Annotated in this window: 18 protein-coding genes; 12 read left to right on the forward strand and 6 right to left on the reverse strand. The window is 60.7% G+C overall.

Going from position 1 to position 18559, the window contains the following annotated elements:
* Positions 1–10: 10 nt before the first annotated feature.
* Positions 11–1207, reverse strand: a complete 1197-nt coding sequence (locus OO25_RS23280) for an alpha/beta fold hydrolase (protein ID WP_242407069.1) — start codon at positions 1205–1207, stop codon at positions 11–13.
* Between the two features lie 1141 nt (positions 1208–2348).
* A complete protein-coding gene (locus OO25_RS17625) occupies positions 2349–2774 on the reverse strand; it encodes an HIT family protein (RefSeq protein ID WP_040181579.1) in 426 nt (141 codons plus the stop codon).
* 327 nt (positions 2775–3101) lie between these two features.
* Between OO25_RS17625 and ctaD the strand changes: the two genes are divergently transcribed.
* The 3 genes from ctaD (at position 3102) to OO25_RS17640 (ending at position 6416) form a co-directional block, all read left to right on the forward strand.
* Positions 3102–4775, forward strand: a complete 1674-nt coding sequence (gene ctaD / locus OO25_RS17630) for a cytochrome c oxidase subunit I (protein WP_014873767.1) — start codon at positions 3102–3104, stop codon at positions 4773–4775.
* 144 nt (positions 4776–4919) lie between these two features.
* Positions 4920–5405 (forward strand): DUF2244 domain-containing protein, encoded by a 486-nt coding sequence (locus OO25_RS17635; protein ID WP_040181582.1) that lies wholly within the window; start codon positions 4920–4922, stop codon positions 5403–5405.
* Between the two features lie 225 nt (positions 5406–5630).
* A complete protein-coding gene (locus tag OO25_RS17640; protein ID WP_040181584.1) occupies positions 5631–6416 on the forward strand; it encodes a prephenate dehydrogenase in 786 nt (261 codons plus the stop codon).
* A gap of 33 nt (positions 6417–6449) precedes the next feature.
* On the opposite strand, the gene OO25_RS17645 is transcribed toward OO25_RS17640, so the two are convergent.
* Positions 6450–6923, reverse strand: a complete 474-nt coding sequence (locus OO25_RS17645; RefSeq protein ID WP_040172223.1) for a GatB/YqeY domain-containing protein — start codon at positions 6921–6923, stop codon at positions 6450–6452.
* A gap of 241 nt (positions 6924–7164) precedes the next feature.
* Between OO25_RS17645 and carA the strand changes: the two genes are divergently transcribed.
* Together carA and OO25_RS17655 are read left to right on the forward strand one after the other, a co-directional pair.
* Positions 7165–8328, forward strand: a complete 1164-nt coding sequence (carA, locus tag OO25_RS17650; RefSeq protein WP_040172220.1) for a glutamine-hydrolyzing carbamoyl-phosphate synthase small subunit — start codon at positions 7165–7167, stop codon at positions 8326–8328.
* A gap of 254 nt (positions 8329–8582) precedes the next feature.
* Positions 8583–10406 carry a glycosyltransferase gene (locus tag OO25_RS17655; RefSeq protein ID WP_040181587.1) on the forward strand — a complete coding sequence of 608 codons (1824 nt, stop codon included), beginning with the start codon at positions 8583–8585 and terminating at the stop codon, positions 10404–10406.
* Between the two features lie 19 nt (positions 10407–10425).
* Here OO25_RS17655 and OO25_RS17660 read toward each other — a convergent pair whose 3' ends face one another.
* The gene (locus OO25_RS17660) at positions 10426–11079 is read right to left on the reverse strand and encodes a GntR family transcriptional regulator (protein ID WP_040181589.1); all 654 of its coding nucleotides are present in this window, start codon (positions 11077–11079) and stop codon (positions 10426–10428) included.
* 178 nt (positions 11080–11257) lie between these two features.
* Between OO25_RS17660 and OO25_RS17665 the strand changes: the two genes are divergently transcribed.
* The 4 genes from OO25_RS17665 to OO25_RS17680 all read left to right on the forward strand — a co-directional run bounded on the left by OO25_RS17665 (position 11258) and on the right by OO25_RS17680 (position 14328).
* Positions 11258–11899 (forward strand): pyrimidine 5'-nucleotidase, encoded by a 642-nt coding sequence (locus OO25_RS17665; protein WP_040181590.1) that lies wholly within the window; start codon positions 11258–11260, stop codon positions 11897–11899.
* A 178-nt stretch (positions 11900–12077) separates the two neighbouring features.
* On the forward strand, positions 12078–12332 hold the full coding sequence (locus tag OO25_RS17670; RefSeq protein ID WP_040181591.1) for a hypothetical protein: 255 nt from the start codon (positions 12078–12080) through the stop codon (positions 12330–12332).
* 105 nt (positions 12333–12437) lie between these two features.
* A complete protein-coding gene (locus tag OO25_RS17675) occupies positions 12438–13634 on the forward strand; it encodes a UbiH/UbiF family hydroxylase (RefSeq protein ID WP_040181593.1) in 1197 nt (398 codons plus the stop codon).
* Between the two features lies 1 nt (position 13635).
* Positions 13636–14328 (forward strand): M50 family metallopeptidase, encoded by a 693-nt coding sequence (locus tag OO25_RS17680; protein WP_040181594.1) that lies wholly within the window; start codon positions 13636–13638, stop codon positions 14326–14328.
* 1 nt (position 14329) lies between these two features.
* Here OO25_RS17680 and OO25_RS17685 read toward each other — a convergent pair whose 3' ends face one another.
* Positions 14330–14788: an Lrp/AsnC family transcriptional regulator gene (locus OO25_RS17685; RefSeq protein ID WP_040181596.1), complete on the reverse strand. Its 459-nt coding sequence runs from the start codon at positions 14786–14788 to the stop codon at positions 14330–14332.
* Positions 14785–15240 carry an Lrp/AsnC family transcriptional regulator gene (locus tag OO25_RS17690; RefSeq protein ID WP_040181597.1) on the reverse strand — a complete coding sequence of 152 codons (456 nt, stop codon included), beginning with the start codon at positions 15238–15240 and terminating at the stop codon, positions 14785–14787. Before OO25_RS17690 ends, OO25_RS17685 begins: the two co-directional genes overlap by 4 nt.
* 132 nt (positions 15241–15372) lie before the next feature.
* Between OO25_RS17690 and ilvC the strand changes: the two genes are divergently transcribed.
* The 3 genes from ilvC (at position 15373) to OO25_RS17705 (ending at position 18544) form a co-directional block, all read left to right on the forward strand.
* Complete coding sequence (ilvC, locus tag OO25_RS17695; protein ID WP_008204148.1) at positions 15373–16395, forward strand: ketol-acid reductoisomerase; 1023 nt, start codon at positions 15373–15375, stop codon at positions 16393–16395.
* A 240-nt stretch (positions 16396–16635) separates the two neighbouring features.
* Positions 16636–17562, forward strand: a complete 927-nt coding sequence (locus OO25_RS17700) for a DMT family transporter (protein ID WP_040181599.1) — start codon at positions 16636–16638, stop codon at positions 17560–17562.
* Positions 17563–17635: 73 nt separating this feature from the next.
* The gene (locus OO25_RS17705; RefSeq protein ID WP_040181601.1) at positions 17636–18544 is read left to right on the forward strand and encodes a DMT family transporter; all 909 of its coding nucleotides are present in this window, start codon (positions 17636–17638) and stop codon (positions 18542–18544) included.
* The last annotated feature ends 15 nt before the right edge of the window (positions 18545–18559 follow it).

Here is an 18559-nt window from a genome sequence, read left to right on the forward strand (position 1 = left end):
CTTTGAACACTCATAAGGTGATGCGCTGACGCAGCTCCTCGATCGCTGCAAATACCAGCTCAGGCTGTGTATAGAGAAGCATGGTCCCTGCCCGTTTGCAGACTCGAATCTGCAAGTCTTTGCTGCCGGGACCCAACGCTGCCTGCAATCGTCCCGCAGGAGTTACCGTATCCTCACCACCATGCAGATAGATGGTCGGCGCCGCTTTGGTACAGTGACGGGTGTCGCGTGGGCGCGCCACCAACCGCAGATCGGTCTCATATCCGCCGCGACCATGTTGCATCATCATCCTGTGGCTCTGCTCCAACACAGCGCTCAGCCGTGGGTCCGCCAGCAATCTCCGGTCAGCACTATCTTTTGCAATCTGCCGTGAAACCAGAACCTGGGATCCTTTTTGGCGTACCGACCGGGACCAGCTGCGCACGACCAGCGGCAGAACGGCACTGGCATGAACCGCACTCAGCGCCATGGCACGCTGATGTCCACGCAACGCGCCCGCCTGCCCCATACTCGGCAGCGGCAGCGTCGCGCCCACCCCAACAACTCCGCCCAGACGATCCCGCAGGCGGCGCCCCGCGGCGGCCGCAAACATGCATCCACTGCGATGTCCCAGAAGGATTGGCCGCTCCAGCCCCTCAGTATCAATCAATGCTTCTAGCTGTGTTACGAATAGATCGACAGGATCAGCCTGCCACGGCAACCGATCAGAGGCCCCATATCCGCAGCGCAATGGCGCAAGGACCCGTAAACCGCGTGCACGCAGCTCCGGTTGCAGTCGTTGCAACCCCGCGATACCGTCAAATATCCCGTGAACAAACACCACTGCCTGTCCACGGGCTGCACCAAAACACAGATAATGCGAGCTCAGTCCACAAGACAGGGAGAGGCGTTTCTGCGGCGGTGAAACACTGGCCGCCGCAATTTCATAGTCTTCTACTGTCTGAGAGATCAGATAAGCCAGAAATCGTAACATGTCCGGGCAATTCGGAGCGGCCGTTTTGGTCAGCATACCTGCCAGAACAGCCAACTCAGGACTACGCTGCCCACCCGTTCCGGTCCGCAGGTCAACCCAATCGTCACCGGTCAACAGGCGCCGCAACAGCAACATGTCTTCTCGACTGAAACCAAAGCGCTCTGCCACCAAAGTCGCAGCCGGTTCGGACCAGGCGGATTGCACCTGCTCCACCAAATATGCAGGAGCGGCCACATCATCCGCCTCAACAGGTCGAGAAGGCAGGTCCGCCGCCCCCGCTCCCATCCGACCAGAAACTGCAAAGCCCTCGCTCGCCTCAGCTACCGCTGTTCGTCCACTAAGGGATTGACACATCAGCAACTGCCCCCCCGTCGCCCGCACAAATACAAGTGAGGGGCGGCGCGCGCTGACTTCAAATAGGTCCTGCCACTTGCGCAGGTCAACATCCGCGATTTGCAATTTCTGTGAAATCAGCGGATCGGTCACACGACCACTTTTGGGCCACCGCCCACCAGAAGCCAGAACTTCGGATTCACATGACACCAGAGTCCAGTTGCGACCATTGCAAGGCAATACGGTCTGCAGCTCAGGCCAAAATCCATGATTCTGCGCCGCAGCAAGTCGACTTCTGAGATAAATCGCCCTATCGAAATGACGCCCAATCAGCATCGGGCCTGAGCCCCCCCCCTCTGAAGAGGGAACCGAGCAGAGATGAATATCGCTTTCGGATGTTGCCGGGCCGCTCCAAATCCCCGTGGCAGCATTAAACCTGCTGGCCTGGCCAGCGCCAGGAACTGCCCGGGCCGCCAATTCTGAAACACCATCATAGCTTGCCCGGTTCAATCGGTCACGCCAAGCCTCAGCATTGGCCGCGCCCAGAACCGAGGCGTACACTGCGGCCGCCACCGTTTCGTCTGACAGGCCGTTTGAAGCGCCACTATCCTCTGCCGTCCTACCCACGGCCCCTCCTCAGCAACATACACAGGCAAAAACGCCCGTCACTTTGCAATCCCGCGGCAATCAAATGCACGCGGTGCGAGCCCAATCAGCCCTTACACTTACGAGGGCAGTCACCCTGCCCAGGTTCTGTCTATTTTCTCCATCGGCCTGATACTCCGACAGTGACGAGAATGGTCACGCCGCATTATTGAACGCCACCGACTTCAGGCCGCACCAGTTATGCGCCGCGCCACTCCCCTGACGCGGCCAACCCAAGTTTTTTCAAGGACTGCGTGAAAATTTCGGCGACCCTAGGATAAACGGGTCACACATATCAATCCTTTTTTCGCCTCAGGGTAGAATAAGTCACCCAAGACAGACGCAGGTCGCGCAATAACACCCACAGGCGCAAGACCGCCCGCAATCGCCTTTTCCCTTAGATAGATGCCAACGCAGCCCGCATTTTCTCGGCATGGGCTGAGAGGACGCCCGGTTCAGCCATCTGCCCCGGCGGGCGCAGAGCGTCGCCACTTCGGCGCGGAAGGATGTGAAAATGGAGATGAAAAACCTCCTGTCCGCCTTCAGCCTCATTGAACTGCTGTACCGTGACCCCTTGCGCATCGAACGCGCGCATCGCGACGTGGCTCATCTTCTGCGCCGTGGCCATCACGGCGGCCAGCTGCTCGGCAGATGCATCCAGCAGATTGCGGCACGGCGTCTTGGGGATGACCAGCATATGACCGTCAGATCGCGGCATGATATCCATAAAGACGAAGGTCGCCTCATCCTCATACACTTTGTAGGAGGGAAGCTCTCCGCGCAGAATTTTCGCGAAGATATTGTTTGGATCGTATTGCGCCACTATCTGCACTCCGTGAGGTCGTCGGACAGACTTTCGCGCCACCGGCGATCGGGGTCAAGCATGCCACGGCATCTTGATTGACAAAACAGTATCGCTTTGCGGTATTGGCGATGAATGCCGCGGGCGCCAAAACGAAGTCCCGCCCTCGACCGTGACACCCGCCGGGAGTCCGCGCAGCCCAAAACGGGACTGCCCGCGACAATTATTCTTGATCCATATCAAACTCCGCCATTGAAGGCCTGTTGCGGGCGAACTAAAACGCAAGATGAGTCTAGGCCCACCTATACGGTTTTTTGGGCCTATCGTTATGCAACAGGAGGCACCTTAATGGCAGATGCAGCCATTCATGGTCACGGCCACGAAGACGAGCGCGGTTTCTTTACCCGCTGGTTCATGAGCACGAACCATAAGGATATCGGCATTCTCTACCTGATCGTTTCGGCGATCGTTGGTTTCATCTCCGTCGCGTTCACCGTTTACATGCGGCTTGAACTGATGGATCCCGGCGTTCAGTACATGTGCCTCGAAGGCGCACGTCTTTTTGCAGATGCGTCTGCGGAATGTACCCCCAACGGGCACCTCTGGAACGTTCTGATCACTGGCCACGGCATCCTGATGATGTTCTTCGTGGTTATTCCTGCCCTGTTCGGCGGGTTCGGCAACTACTTCATGCCGCTGCAGATCGGCGCGCCGGACATGGCGTTCCCGCGGATGAACAACCTGTCGTTCTGGATGTATGTCGCAGGCACCTCGCTGGCAGTTGCCTCGGTTCTGGCACCTGGCGGCAATGATCAGGCTGGTTCCGGTGTTGGCTGGGTGCTCTACCCGCCGCTGTCCACCAACGAAGGCGGCTTCTCCATGGACCTGGCGATCTTCGCCGTTCACGTCTCTGGTGCGTCTTCGATTCTGGGTGCGATCAACATGATTACCACCTTCTTGAACATGCGCGCGCCGGGCATGACCCTGTTCAAGGTGCCGCTGTTCAGCTGGTCGATCTTCGTCACCTCCTGGCTGATCCTCTTGTCCCTGCCGGTTCTGGCGGGCGCGATCACCATGCTGCTGATGGACCGTAACTTCGGCTTCACCTTCTTTGATCCTGCCGGCGGCGGCGACCCGATCCTGTATCAGCACATCCTGTGGTTCTTTGGCCACCCGGAAGTGTACATCGTGATCCTGCCGGGCTTTGGCATCATCTCTCACGTGATCGCGACCTTCGCGCGCAAGCCGGTCTTTGGCTACCTGCCGATGGTCTGGGCGATCATCGCGATTGGTGTTCTGGGCTTCGTCGTTTGGGCGCACCACATGTACACCGTCGGCATGTCGCTGAACCAGCAGGCCTACTTCATGCTGGCCACAATGGTCATCGCGGTTCCAACGGGCGTGAAGGTGTTCTCCTGGATCGCCACCATGTGGGGCGGCTCCATTGAGTTCAAAGCCCCCATGATGTTCGCCTTCGGCTTCCTGTTCCTGTTCACCGTTGGTGGTGTGACCGGTGTGGTTCTGTCGCAGGCCTCTGTGGACCGTGCCTATCACGACACCTACTATGTGGTTGCGCACTTCCACTACGTGATGAGCTTGGGCGCAGTGTTCGCGATCTTCTCCGGCATCTATTTCTACTTCGGCAAGATGACCGGTCGTCAGTACAACGAGCTGGGCGCCCAGATCCACTTCTGGATGTTCTTCATCGGCGCCAACCTGACCTTCTTCCCCCAGCACTTCCTGGGTCGTCAGGGCATGCCGCGCCGCTACATCGACTATCCGGAAGGGTTCGCCTACTGGAACAAGATCTCGTCCTATGGCGCGTTCCTCTCCTTTGCCTCCTTCCTGCTGTTCTTCGGTGTTGTGATCTACTCGCTGCTGCGTGGCGCTCGTATCACCCAGAACAACTACTGGAACGAATATGCCGACACGCTGGAGTGGACCCTGCCCTCTCCACCGCCGGAGCACACCTTCGAAATCCTGCCCAAGCAGGAAGACTGGGATCGCTCCCATTCGCACTAAGGTGCAGTTGAGTTGAAACACAGACAGGCCCCGAAGCACCCGCTTCGGGGCCTTCTTCTTTGTATCAGCAGGTCTTGGCACATCTGTGAACTTGTCTGCCGCCAGAGTGCTGGACAGCCCTCACCGAGACGCTAAATTCACGCCATGCCCTACCAATGGATCACCACCCGGACCGACAGCTATCAGGAGCTGCATCTTTGGCCGCATCAATCGCTGCCACCGGAGGGGTATGTGCGTTTTCTCGGCGTACTCGCCGCGCTGATCACCATTCCAATGATCCCGCTTTTGGGCAGCGCTGCACTCTGGGGGGTACTGCCCTTTGTGACGGCCACGCTCTTTGCCGTCAAATGGGCGCTGGACCGCAGCCGCCGCGACCGCCACGTGCTGGAGGTGCTGACGCTGGACCCCAGCGAAGCGCATCTGGAACGCATCAATCCAACAGGCGCGCGCCAGAATTGGAGTTACAATCGTTATTGGACAGAGGTCGAGCTGCACACCGATGATGGCCCGGTGCCCAACTATGTCACCCTGCGCGGCAGCGGTCGCGAGGTCGAAATTGGTGCCTTCCTGTCAGAGGATGAGCGCAAGGCGCTCTATGATGAACTACGAACCGCATTTCGCAAGGCATGACGCCCCCCTTGACGTGCCGCCCTTTGACATAGACCCCCAGCCCGGCTATGGCTGTCTTATGACCAATGCGAGCCTGATCTTTTCGACCGTCTATTATCCGCTGTTTCCATAACGGCGGACGCATTCTCATTTCTTTGATGTTTACCCCGCCGCGATCCGGCGGTCTGAGACATCATCTCCCATCCTTTCCATCGGCATCGCGGCACAGACCGGAGCCCGATTTCGATGCCCCAACCTCCTCTATTCTCCCGTGTTGGCCTCATTGGCTTTGGCGCATTTGGGCAGTTAATCGCCCGTCAGCTGTCACCCCTGGTGCCAATCTGCGTCTATGATCCGGTACAGACCGATGAGAGGCCACGCCACCCATCTCTCCGGTTTGGCTCACTTGCGGAAACCGCCGCCTGCCCCCTGGTGATCCTGGCCGTACCTGTCAGCGCGATGGAGCCGCTGTGTCACGCGCTCGCGCCGCTGGTTCGGCCCGGCACATGGGTGCTGGATGTCGGATCAGTGAAAATGGCGCCGGCCGATGTGATGCAACGGATCTTGCCGTCAGAGGTCAATCTGCTTGGCACCCATCCGCTCTTTGGTCCCGAAAGCACCCGGCAGGGACTCGAGGGTCAGAAAATCGCCCTCTGCCCCCTGCGCGGCGGTCGCCCATTACGCTTGGCAGCAATGTTGCGGCATATCTTCCAGCTTGAGGTGATCTGGACCACACCCGAAGCGCATGACCGTGAATTGGCGACGGTACAGGGGCTCACCCATCTGATCGCTCAGGCCCTCAATCAGGTCGCGCCGGAGACACTTCGGATGACCACCACCAGTTTCGAGCTGATGCAGCAGGCCAGCCGCATGGTGACCGGGGATGCCCCCGGCGTGCTGGAGGCGATCCTGCGCGACAATCCGTTTGCAGCAGACATACAGGACAGCTTCCTGAAGCACGCCGCCGATCTGTGCCGTAACCCCGTTATGCCGCGCACACAAAAAAGCCCGCCAAACGCGGCGGGCTTCTGATCTCTGCAACGTTATCCGCCCGTCAGAGGCAGGTCAGCAATCGCCCCCTTGGCACAGCTGATCCTTGACCAGCGGGCCAACCTTGCCGAAATCCATCTGGCCGGTGTATTTGCCCTTCAGCGCGCCCATCACCTTACCCATATCCCGGATCGACTGGGCGCCAGTATCGGCAACGGCGGTCTTTACCGCTTCGGCGACTTCTTCGTCGCTCAGCTGCTTGGGCAGGAATTCTTCGATGATGGCAATCTCACCCAGCTCGCGCTCTGCCAGATCCAGCCGCCCACCCTCTTCATAGGCGCGCGCACTCTCCTTGCGCTGCTTGGTCATCTTACCAAGAATGGCGAGGATTTCAGCATCACCGATCCCCCCCGCTTCGCCATCCACCCGCTCGGCAATTTCGCGGTCCTTGATCGCGGCATTGATCAGACGCAGGGTTGCCAGTCGGGCTGCTGCGCGGTCCTTCATGGCCTGTTTCAGGGCCATATTGACCCGAGTTCGCGTATCCATTTATCTGTCCATTCCCACGGAGTCGGAAACCGGATCTTTACCTAAAGTGGTAGGACAATTCAAGTTGCGGCCCTTCGAATGACGTTGGGGCACTCCCCAGCGGCCATCAAAGGCCTTAGCCAAGCAAGAAGACCAGCTGTACAGGGTCAGAACACGGCCGTAACACGCCTAGGCAGGCTTGACGCCTTGCGGCCCTCCCCTTAAAAGCCCATGAATTTTGCCCAGATTGGAGAGTCGCGCCATGGCCGATACCGTCACGCCCAAACCCACAGCATGTTTGGCGCTCGCAGATGGCACCATCTTTTACGGAAACGGCTTCGGAGCATATGGCGAAACAGTTGCAGAACTGTGCTTCAACACCGCCATGACCGGCTATCAGGAAATCATGACCGACCCCTCCTATGCGGGGCAGATCGTGACCTTCACCTTCCCCCATATCGGCAACACCGGCGTCACCCCGGAAGATGACGAAACCGCCGACCCGGTCGCCGCGGGCATGGTTGTGAAATGGGATCCGACCCTGGCCTCCAACTGGCGCGCCACCGAAGAGCTGAAGGACTGGCTGACCCGGACCAATCGCATTGCCATCGGCGGCGTTGATACCCGTCGTCTGACCCGTGCAATCCGCCAGCTCGGCGCGCCGCATGTGGCGCTGGCCCATGATCCTGACGGCAACTTCGACATCGAAGCCCTGGTCGCCAAGGCCCGCGAATGGTCCGGTCTGGAAGGTCTGGATCTGGCCAAGGACGTAACCTGCACCCAAAGCTACCGTTGGGACGAGATGCGGTGGGCCTGGCCTGAGGGCTACACCCGGCAGGAAGATCCCAAGCACAAAGTCGTCGCCATAGACTATGGCGCGAAACGCAACATTCTGCGGTGCCTCGCGTCTGCGGGCTGCGACGTCACCGTGCTGCCTGCCTCCGCCACCGCTGAAGACGTGCTGGCGCATAGCCCTGATGGCGTCTTCCTGTCCAACGGTCCGGGCGATCCAGCCGCCACCGGCGAATATGCCGTGCCAATGATCAAGGAAATCCTCGACACAACCGATCTGCCGATGTTCGGGATCTGCCTCGGCCATCAGATGCTGGCGCTGGCGCTCGGCGGTAAGACCGTCAAAATGAACCACGGCCACCACGGTGCCAACCACCCGGTGAAAGAGAACGCCACCGGCAAAGTCGAAATCACCTCGATGAACCATGGCTTCGCCGTAGATGGTCAGAGCCTGCCCGACGGCGTTGAGGAGACCCATGTCTCATTGTTTGACGGGTCCAACTGCGGCATTCGCATCTCGGATCGTCCGGTCTACTCCGTCCAGCATCACCCGGAGGCCAGCCCCGGCCCGCAGGACAGCTTCTATCTGTTTGAGCGTTTCGCCGAGGCAATGGCAGCGCGTAAATCCGCGTAAATCGGCACGGCTTTAGATAAGCCTGCGCAAAAAGCACCGATCCATGGCGAGCTTTTGCCATGGATAACAGGGATTTGGGCAATCGCCCTGCCAAGAAATCCCTTGTTCGAATCCATAACCGCATAAACTGTATGGTTATGGCTGAACACAACCTAAGACTGATTGAAGCTGCGCGACCCCTTATCCGGCGAGAACGCCAGACGTCGTTTGAGCGGCGTCTCGTTGAACATCACGCCGTCAGCAAGGACCACCTGATGCGGGCGCTGGTTCTGCGCCAGCATCAGCGTGTTCCGATTGATCACATCCTTGTATCGGAAGGATGGGCCAGTCGGGAGCAGGTTCTGGATGCGCTGTCGTCCGAGCATGGAATGCAACGGGTTGATCTGGGTGGTCACCGCCCCCAGGCGCGTCTGCTCGCGCGCAAACCCGCCCGGTTCTGGCTGCGTCGCTGTGCGCTGCCATATATGCAACTGGGGCAGACACTTGTGGTGGCGATTGCGCATCCGGCCGGTCTGGCTGAGCTGCAACGCGATCTTGCGGGTAGTTTTGGCGATATCCGACCCGTCATCGCCAGCGAGGCCCAGATCACCGAATTGCTGAGCGCTCATTTTCGCGACGATCTCGCCCGCGATGCCAGCGCCTGCGTGCCGCTGGCCTACAGCTGCCGCACCCTTGGCCAGCCGAACTGGCTCGGTCTGCCGCTCATCATCGGACTGGCGGCCCTCGCACTTGTCACCATCATTCCGCGGGCGATTTTCACCCTGCTCTGCGGCCTAGCTCTTGGGACGCTACTGCTGTTTGTGCTGCTGAAATGCGCTGGTTTTCTGTCCCACCTTCAGGATCGACGCAGGCAGCGCCTGCATCAAAGGACCCGATCACAGCCCAAAACACCGCTCCTCTCCGTTCAGGCACTGGGGGGGGCGACGACGCAGCGACGCCTGCCGCGGATCTCCGTTCTGGTGCCCCTCTACAAGGAGGCGGAGATTGGTCGCGCCTTATTGCGACGCCTGTGTAAACTCACCTATCCGCGAAGTTTGCTGGAGATTCTGCTGGTACTGGAAGAGGATGACGAGGTTACACGCAATGCCATCCGCTGCGCCGATCTGCCGGATTGGTTCCGGGTGATCGAGGTACCCGCCCACGGCGGTCTCACCACCAAACCGCGGGCCATGAACTACGCCTTGAACTATTGCCGGGGTGAGATTATCGGCGTTTGGGACGCCGAGGATGCACCAGACCCTGACCAACTGGAGCAGGTTGCGCACGCCTTTGCACAAGGCGACAATGATCTGGCCTGCCTGCAGGGCGCGCTAGATTACTACAACCCCGGTCAGAACTGGATATCGCGCTGCTTCACGCTTGAATACGCCAGCTGGTTCCGCATCGTACTGCCGGGCATCGCGCGCCTCGGTCTGGTAGTGCCCTTGGGCGGCACCACACTTTTCATTCGCCGCGACATACTTGAGCAACTGGGCGGTTGGGACGCCCATAACGTGACCGAGGATGCTGATCTTGGCGTCCGACTCTGCCGTCTTGGCTATCGCACGGAGATGCTCCCCACCACCACCTATGAGGAGGCAAACTGCCGCCCCTGGCCATGGGTCAAGCAACGATCACGCTGGCTGAAAGGCTTCATGGTCACCTATCTGGTCCATATGCGCCGCCCCGCTGTCCTGGCGCGGCAACTGGGCTGGCGGCAATTTCTTGGCTTGCAGGCCTTCTTCCTCGGCACGGTCGGTCAGTTCCTGCTGGCCCCCTGCCTCTGGACCTTCTGGCTGATCACCCTGGGGTTCGACCATCCCAGCACGCCACTGCTGCCTGCCGGGGCGCCCTACCTCGCTGCTGCCGTATTGGTGTTCTTTGAATTGCTGGGCATCACGATCGGGATCACCGCCGCCTTCGCCAGCGGACGGCGCTGGCTGGCGCTTTGGGCGCCCAGCATGATCCTGTATTTCCCGATGGGTGTGATCGCCGTTTACAAGGCGCTTTATGAGCTGATCTTCAAACCGTTTTTCTGGGACAAGACCGCGCATGGGCAGTCACGGAAATCCCGCAAAACACCGCTCCCCCGAACATAGAGTGAGGGCAGCGGGCGCCCTACCCCTTGCTGCGATCGCCAGCGTCCTGTTTCAACCGTGTCATGAAGGCCACCGAAATATGATCCTTCAGCGCCCGGCCGGCGGCCTCTTCGTCGCGCCGCTCAATGGCGTTCACAATGCTCTTATGCTCCGCCTGCGCGATCCGGCCCCGCCCCTCCGCAGCGAGTGATGTGGTTGCCATCAGCGCCATGGTGCGATGCACGAGGTTCAGCTGCTGCACCAGATACCGATTGTGGGAGGCCAGATGGATCTGCTCATGAAAGCGACGGTTCGCCTTGGCCAGCTCCGTCGGATTGTCGACAAAGGCATCATCCGAGGCGACCATCTCCTGCAGCACCCGGATCTCTTCTTCGGTGGCATGCCGCGCCGCAAGGCTGGCGGCCAGCCCTTCCAGCTCACGCCGCACCACATAAAGTTCCGCCATCTGGTTATGGTCCAGCGAGGCAACAATCAGCGACCGCCCGTCACGTTCCAGCAGCGACTGCGTCTCCAGCCGCTGCAAGGCCTCGCGGATCGGGGTGCGTGACACACCAAATCGTTCCGCAAGGTCGCTTTCGACCAGACGGTCACCCGGGCGATAGACCCCGACATCAATGGCTTCAAGGATCAGCGCATAAGCGTCGGTCTGGCTGGTACTGCGAGGAAGGCTCATGTCGATCCTTGGATTGTTGCTCCCCGATGTCTACAGGCCTCGCCGCCGTGCAATCAACCCCGCCCCGGCCAAGCGGTTAAGATCGCGCGGTGTATTCCAGTCAAGGATCGCGTTTCGACCACATCTATTCCACCGGCGATGCTTGCAATCGCATAGGTCGCAGCCTAGGTCCCTCGCCATGGTATCGCAATCTTTCTCTCACGTCCGCCACTGGGTGTTCGACCTCGACAACACCCTCTATCACCCGTCTGCCCGGCTGTTTGACCAGATTGAGGTCAAGATGACGGATTATGTCATGTCCGCCCTTGGCGTTGACCAGCAAATGGCCAACAAGCTGCGCGACGACTATTGGCGCGAGCATGGCACCACCCTTGCGGGGTTGATGGCACATCATGATCTGGATCCAGATCCGTTCCTGCTGGAGGTCCACGATATCAATTTCGATCAGCTGGAGCCGGACGCTCTGCTGGCTGAGCGGATCAAGACCCTGCCCGGCAAACGGATCATCTATACCAATGGCACCGCGCCTTATGCCGAGCAGGTGCTGGCCGCGCGAGGGCTTGAGGGCTGTTTTGACGAAATCTACGGCGTTGAACACGCCAACTATCGTCCCAAGCCGGAGCGCCAGGCTTTTGACATCATCTTTGCCAAGGCCGGCATCGACACAGCAAAGGCCGCGATGTTTGAGGACGATCCACGCAACCTGCTGGCCCCGCATAAACTTGGCATGCGGACCGTCCATGTCGCGCCCGAGGCAGCACCCGGCGCGCATATCCACCATCATACCGATGATCTAACCGGGTTTCTCGGCCTGCTCTGAGCACCGGTGCCACCACCCGCAGCCCCGGCTGCGCATCCTGTCGCCCCCCTGTGGCGCGCCGCCGCACCGCTCTTTTGCCGGGGCTGATAAGGTATATATGGCTGGCATCTTTGATGCGCGTCCGTGGCGTCCTGCTGCCACGGTCCGCGCGGATTGCTCAGACCGAGGATGCCGCCCGATGAACGACATGACTTTTGACCACGCCCAGCAGCAAATTGCCCCAACGGTGGCCGCCCCCGCTGCTCCATCCCCTGTGACGCACTCTGACAGCCGCGATCAGGCCAATGCGACAAAGGCCCTGCTGGCCATTCTGCTCTATGTGCTGCTCTGGGGGCTGGCCGTCGCCATCTGGGGCCTGCCGGCGCTGTTCCTGCCTGCGGTCGCCAAAACAGCGATCATGTTCGTGATCCTGGTAAGCATCACTCGCGGCTAGATCTGCGCAGACGCAGTCAACGGCGTCGCCAAAAAGGACAGTATGTCGCTTGTCATTCCGATCATCACCGGCCTATCTCAGAAACAGAGATGAAAGGCAGGTTCCATGGCTGACAGTTGCGACATTCTGATTTCCGGTGGTGGTATCGCTGGGCTGACCGCTGCGGCGACACTGGGGGCTGCCGGGTTCAAGGTGATCTGCGTCGACCCGACGCCGCCCGTGACGCTGCGCGACGATGCCGGGGCCGATCTGCGCACCACCGCGATCCTGCAACCGGCCAAGGCACTACTGCAAGAGGCGGGGATCTGGGCACGGCTCGACTGCCACGCCGCCCCGCTGGAGATTATGCGGATCATTGATGCAGGCGGTGCTGAGCCCGTGGCCCGTGTCACCAAGGATTTCAAATCTGCCGACATCTCTGATCAACCGTTTGGCTGGAACCTGCCCAACTGGCTCCTGCGCCGCGAACTTCTGGCGCGCCTTGATGACCTCGATACCGTGGATTTCCGCCCCGGTCTTGGTACCAGTAACCTGTTCACGCGCACAAACGCCGCACAGGTCACCCTGAGTGACGGCACCTGCGTCACCGCCCGCCTGGTGCTGGCCTGTGATGGGCGCGACAGCCCGATGCGACGCGCGGTGGGCATCTCCGTGCGAACAACCCGTTACGGGCAGAAAGCGCTGGCGTTTGCCGTTACACACGCGCAGCCACATCAGAACGTCTCGACCGAAATCCACCGCTCCGGCGGGCCGTTCACACTGGTGCCGCTGCCGGATCACAACGGCCAGCCCTCGTCCGCCATTGTCTGGATGGAACGCGGCCCACGGGCGCAGGCGCTGCAGCGCATGGATGTGGACGCTTTCGAGGCTGAAATGAACCGGCGCAGCTGCGGCGTTCTGGGGCAGCTGCGGCTTGCCTCCCGCCGCAGCATCTGGCCCATCATCAGCCAATCAGCCGCCCGCATGAATGGCGAACGCCTGGCCCTGATGGCAGAGGCCGCCCATGTGGTGCCGCCCATTGGTGCGCAGGGTCTGAACATGTCGCTGGGCGATCTGCGCGTGCTGCTGGATTTGGCGCAGGCCCGTCCCGAAGGGCTGGGTGATGCTGCCATGCTCGACAGCTACCACAAGGCCCGCCACAGCGATATTCTGATGCGGGTGAAGGGGATCGACCTGTTGAACCGGACCTCCATGCTGACCCCGCGTCCGTTGCGCGATCTGCGCGCCTATGGGCTCAATGCGCTCTACTCCATGGCACCGGTGCGCAAAACGCTCATGCAGATGGGGCTGGGTGTCAAATAAGATGCAGGTTCTTCGGCGTGTGATCACAGGACATTGGCAGCTGATCTGCCTGACGCTGGTGATCGTGCTGCTCTGGTCCACGCCAGCTGTGCTGCCACTGCGTATCCTGACCGTCTTCCTGCATGAAACATCTCATGCCATTGTCACCCTTGCCACCGGCGGTGAGGGTCTCAATCTCACCGTAGACCCCTATGAGGGCGGCAGCGTGACCGCGCGGGGTGGCAACCGCTTTCTGATGCTGTCAGCCGGGTATACCGGTTCGCTGCTCATTGGGGCTGCGTTGTTTGTCATCGCCCTGCGCACCGATTGGGATCGGAGAATCCTCGCCCTGTTTGGGGCACTCACGCTGCTTGTTGCGGCCATCTATATCCGTGATCTCTTCGCGCTGGTCTTCACCCTGACGACAGGCGTGTTGATGTTGGCCACCGCGCGCTATCTCAGCCTTGCCGTCAATGACCTGATCCTGCGGATTATCGGCATCAGCAGCATGATCTATGCGCCGCTTGATATCTGGGACGATACAATCGCGCGCTCTTACCTGCGCTCCGACGCCCGTATGATGGCGGAGGAAATTGGCGGGACGACCGTCATTTGGGGTGGTCTCTGGCTGGTGATCAGCCTCGCAGTGATCGGCCTGACGCTTCGATACGGGCTTGGTCGATCCAGCAATATCTCCCTGCCCCGCAGCCTCTAGGCTAGCCCAGCGGACCGGGCCTGCGTTCCTCGCTCAGCAGGACGTTTGCATCGACGCTGCCCACGCCGGGCAGGGTCATCACCCGCCGCCGCAGCACCCGCTCAAAATCGGCAATATCGCGGGCAGTGACCCGCAGGCGGTAATCATACATGCCCAGAATATGCTCCACCGTCTGCACCTCGGGAATGGCGGACACCGCGCGTTCGAAATCTTCCAGCGACACGCGCCCCTTGGTGGCCAGCTTGATGCCCAGAAAAACCGTCACACCAAACCCCAGCTTGCCTGCATCCAGTTCCAGTTTGCGCCCGGTGATGATGCCGGCCTCCTGCAACCGGCGAATGCGCCGCCACGTGGCTGGCTGGCTGAGCCCCAGCTCGCGCCCCAAAGCCCCCGCAGACTGCGTCGCATCCTGCCCAAGAGCGCGCAACAGCGCGTGATCAATCTCATCCAGCGCCATCATATCGGCAGCGCCTCGTCCGATTTGATCCGCGCCACATGCATAAGTGCCTCGATATCGGTGATATGCGGCAGGGTCAGGATCGCAGCGCGGTAAATCTGCTGGTAATGCGGCATGTCCCGCGCAATCACCGAAAGCCGCACATCCACCTGCCCCAGAAAGGTCTGGATCTCCAACACCTCAGGAATCTCGCGTGCGGCGGGGATAAACTCGTCAAAGGCCCGTGAATTGGTCTTGTCCAGCGTGATCCGCAGGGAGACTTCGACCTCATAACCCAAGGCACGCCAGTCAATCACCGCACGCTGCCCCAGCAGGATCCCATTCTCGCGCAGCTTCTCCAGCCGCCGGGACAGCCGCGAGGCCGTAAGGCCGAGGCGGTCCCCCAAATCCGGCAGCGATTGCTCCGGGTCCGCCTGCAGGTGGCGAAGTATGCGTCGGTCAAGGTCTTCAAGCATGAAAGCTATGCTATATCATTTTTTGGCGAATAACTATTGCAGATTTCGGGTGATTTTCACTCACATCAGGGCTACCTCGCCTGCCAACACGCCCTATGATGCCCTCAAACACGAAACAAAAGGACGATGATCATGCGTGTATACTATGACCGCGACTGCGACGTTAACCTGATCAAAGACAAGAAAGTGGCCATTCTGGGCTACGGCTCCCAAGGTCACGCCCACGCGCTGAACCTGCGCGACAGCGGTGCAAAAAACCTCGTCGTTGCTCTGCGCGAAGGCTCCCCCTCCGCCAAGAAAGCCGAAGGCGAAGGCCTGCAGGTCATGGGTATCGCCGAAGCGGCAGCTTGGTGTGACGTGATCATGTTCACCATGCCCGACGAACTGCAGGCAGAGACCTACAAGAAATACGTCCATGACAACATCAAGCCGGGTGCGGCCATCGCATTCGCCCACGGCCTGAACGTCCACTTCGGCCTGATTGAGCCGAAAGAAGGCGTCGACGTCATCATGATGGCCCCCAAAGGCCCCGGCCACACCGTGCGCGGCGAATACACCAAAGGCGGCGGCGTGCCCTGCCTCGTGGCTGTTGACACCGACGCCACCGGCAAGGCGCTGGAAATCGGTCTGTCCTACTGCTCCGCCATCGGCGGTGGCCGCTCCGGCATCATCGAAACCAATTTCCGTGAAGAATGCGAAACCGACCTCTTCGGTGAGCAGGCCGTTCTCTGCGGCGGCCTGGTTGAGCTGATCCGCTGTGGTTTCGAGACCCTGGTCGAAGCCGGCTATGCCCCGGAAATGGCCTATTTCGAGTGCCTGCACGAAGTGAAGCTGATCGTTGACCTGATCTATGAAGGCGGCATCGCCAACATGGACTACTCGATCTCCAACACTGCCGAGTACGGCCAGTACGTCACCGGTCCGCGCATCCTGAAGTATGACGAAACCAAAGCCCGCATGAAAGCGGTTCTGGACGACATCCAGCAGGGTAAATTCGTGCGCGACTTCATGCTGGAAAACCAGGTTGGTCAGCCCACCCTGAAAGCCTCCCGCCGTGCCAATGACGAGCACCTGATCGAAGAAACCGGCGCCAAGCTGCGCGGCATGATGCCGTGGATCTCGGCCGGCAAGATGGTCGACAAAGAAAAGAACTAAGGCGCCCGCGGTACCCTCCGCAGCCTTTTCCTCTGCTGGGCGCTCCGATTTGGGGCGCCCTTTTTATTCAGAAAGTCATTTTCCAATCCTGCCGCCCGGCCGATAGGCCGGGCAGCGACCGACCCTCCCCACGGGAGGGCGCTTCGCCCCTCCCAGGGTCAGGCGCCGCCCTCCCCGACTTGTCAGCAGCAGCGCAGTTTTCCGGCAAACCGGCAAGCTGCCAGTGATTGAGGTTTTGTGATGAGCGACTCCCCCGGCACTACCAATTGGGCCAAGCTTCTGTTTCTTGGCGTGATCTGGGGCGCCTCCTTCATGGCGGTGTCGCTGGCACTGCGCGGCTTCCCGCCCATGACCATCGCCGCGCTCAGAATCCTGATCGGCGCGCTGTGTCTGCTCGCTGTCATCAGGGCCATGGGCATCGCCCTGCCCTCGCTGCGCACGTCTGATGGCCGGATTATCTGGGCCTGCGCTTTCGGCATGGGGTTCTTCAGCAACGCCCTACCCTTCACCCTGCTCAGCTGGGGGCAAACTTACGTGGCCAGCGGCTTTGCCGGGGTGTGCATGGCTGTGGTGCCATTGTTTGTGCTGCCGCTGGCGCATCTTCTGGTGCCCGGCGAATATATGACCCTGCGTCGTACCATCAGCTTCCTGATCGGCTTTGCCGGCGTGGTGGTGCTGATTGGCCTTGATGCCTTTCGCTCTGCTGGCACAGATTTTGAATCCCTTGCCCGGCTGGCCTGCCTCGGCGCGTCGCTGTGCTACGCCATCGGCTCAATCATCACCCGGCTCTGTCCGCAGGTGAACATGCTGTCCCTCTCCGCTGCGGCTCTCCTGTGCGGTGCTGCAATGATGACCCCCGCCGCGCTCTGGGCCGAAGGTGTGCCAGAGCTGCCCGCCATGCAGCCGCTCGCCGCCGTGATCTACCTCGGCCTGTTGCCCACCGCCCTTGCTCAGGTGCTGCTGGTTCAGGTCGCGCGCAGCGCAGGTCCGGCGTTCCTCTCAACCGTGAACTACCAGGTGCCCGTCTGGTCGGTGGTCTTCGGCGCGGCCCTCTTGGGTGAAACCCTGCCGCCCCAGCTCTTTGCCGCCTTGGCGCTGATCCTCGGAGGTCTTCTTCTCAGCCGCAACCGCCGTGCGCGCGGCCTGCCCGTGAAACCACTTCGATAGATAACAAAGCAATTTCCATTGACCCCACCTGCCCGGCGGGGTCTTGTCGCGCGGTGAACCGGCGGAGGACCCCATGCCCAACATCGCACCGCGCTATTGGCTGATGATCGCCGTCCTCGGCTTTGTCTGGGGCGGGACATTCCTGCTGATCAAGCTTGCGCTAGAGGGCACGACCCCATTCTGGCTGGCGGCCAGCCGCATCTGTTTTGCCGCCCTATTGCTGACCGCGATCTGGGGTGTGCGCGGCTTCAAACTGTTCAAATCCGAGGCAAACTGGCCCTCGCTGACCCTCATCGGCATCCTCAGCACCGCCCTGCCCTTCATGCTCATCTCATGGGGACAGCAGCATGTCTCCTCTGGCTTCACTGGCGTCAGCATGGCCGCCATTCCGCTGATGGTGCTGCCGCTGGCGCATGTCTTTATCCCGGGTGAGCAAATGACCCTGCGCCGCGTGATCGGGTTTGCCATCGGCTTTGCCGGGGTGGCGGTCCTGCTGGGCAGCACCGCGTTTGAAAGCAGCGGCGCAGCGCTTGAAGGCTATGGTCGCGCCGCCTGTCTTGCGGCGGCCGCCTGCTACTCGGTCAGCTCCATCCTGACACGTCGGCTGCCGCCGGTGGATCCATTGGGGCTGGCGGCCATCCTGCTGCTCATCGGGTCCGCGCTCATTATCCCCGTCGCCTGGCTGGCTGAGGGGCCGCCGGTGATCCCTGACACCCGCACGCTGTTTATCGCAGCAGTCCTCGGCTTGATCCCGACCGCCGCCGCAAACCTCTTGCGCGTGATCGTGGTCCGCGAGGCGGGACCCACCTTCATGACACTGACGAATTATCAGGTGCCCGTCTGGGCCGTGGTGCTGGGCGCAGTCTTTCTGGGCGAAGAGTTGCCGCCCGCGATGCTGATCGCGCTGCTGCTGATCCTCAGCGGCCTGTGCATCAGCCAGTTTGGCGCCCTGACACGGCTATTCGGGCGCACAGGAAGATAGTCCACGAGATGGAAA

The organism is Phaeobacter sp. S60, from assembly GCF_000826845.1.
Classification (GTDB): Bacteria; Pseudomonadota; Alphaproteobacteria; order Rhodobacterales; family Rhodobacteraceae; genus Phaeobacter; species Phaeobacter piscinae.

Excerpts from the sequence above, each read along its gene's own strand:
- OO25_RS17670 (WP_040181591.1), top strand. The coding sequence starts at position 12,078 with ATGAACGACATGACTTTTGACCACGCCCAGCAGCAAATTGCCCCAACG.
- OO25_RS17665 (WP_040181590.1), top strand. The coding sequence starts at position 11,258 with ATGGTATCGCAATCTTTCTCTCACGTCCGCCACTGGGTGTTCGACCTC.
- OO25_RS17690 (WP_040181597.1), bottom strand. The coding sequence starts at position 15,240 with ATGCTTGAAGACCTTGACCGACGCATACTTCGCCACCTGCAGGCGGAC.
- OO25_RS17705 (WP_040181601.1), top strand. The coding sequence starts at position 17,636 with ATGCCCAACATCGCACCGCGCTATTGGCTGATGATCGCCGTCCTCGGC.
- OO25_RS17645 (WP_040172223.1), bottom strand. The coding sequence starts at position 6,923 with ATGGATACGCGAACTCGGGTCAATATGGCCCTGAAACAGGCCATGAAG.
- carA (WP_040172220.1), top strand. The coding sequence starts at position 7,165 with ATGGCCGATACCGTCACGCCCAAACCCACAGCATGTTTGGCGCTCGCA.
- OO25_RS17640 (WP_040181584.1), top strand. The coding sequence starts at position 5,631 with ATGCCCCAACCTCCTCTATTCTCCCGTGTTGGCCTCATTGGCTTTGGC.
- OO25_RS17635 (WP_040181582.1), top strand. The coding sequence starts at position 4,920 with ATGCCCTACCAATGGATCACCACCCGGACCGACAGCTATCAGGAGCTG.
- OO25_RS17655 (WP_040181587.1), top strand. The coding sequence starts at position 8,583 with ATGCGGGCGCTGGTTCTGCGCCAGCATCAGCGTGTTCCGATTGATCAC.
- OO25_RS17660 (WP_040181589.1), bottom strand. The coding sequence starts at position 11,079 with ATGAGCCTTCCTCGCAGTACCAGCCAGACCGACGCTTATGCGCTGATC.
- OO25_RS17675 (WP_040181593.1), top strand. The coding sequence starts at position 12,438 with ATGGCTGACAGTTGCGACATTCTGATTTCCGGTGGTGGTATCGCTGGG.
- OO25_RS17685 (WP_040181596.1), bottom strand. The coding sequence starts at position 14,788 with ATGATGGCGCTGGATGAGATTGATCACGCGCTGTTGCGCGCTCTTGGG.
- ilvC (WP_008204148.1), top strand. The coding sequence starts at position 15,373 with ATGCGTGTATACTATGACCGCGACTGCGACGTTAACCTGATCAAAGAC.
- OO25_RS17700 (WP_040181599.1), top strand. The coding sequence starts at position 16,636 with ATGAGCGACTCCCCCGGCACTACCAATTGGGCCAAGCTTCTGTTTCTT.
- ctaD (WP_014873767.1), top strand. The coding sequence starts at position 3,102 with ATGGCAGATGCAGCCATTCATGGTCACGGCCACGAAGACGAGCGCGGT.
- OO25_RS17680 (WP_040181594.1), top strand. The coding sequence starts at position 13,636 with ATGCAGGTTCTTCGGCGTGTGATCACAGGACATTGGCAGCTGATCTGC.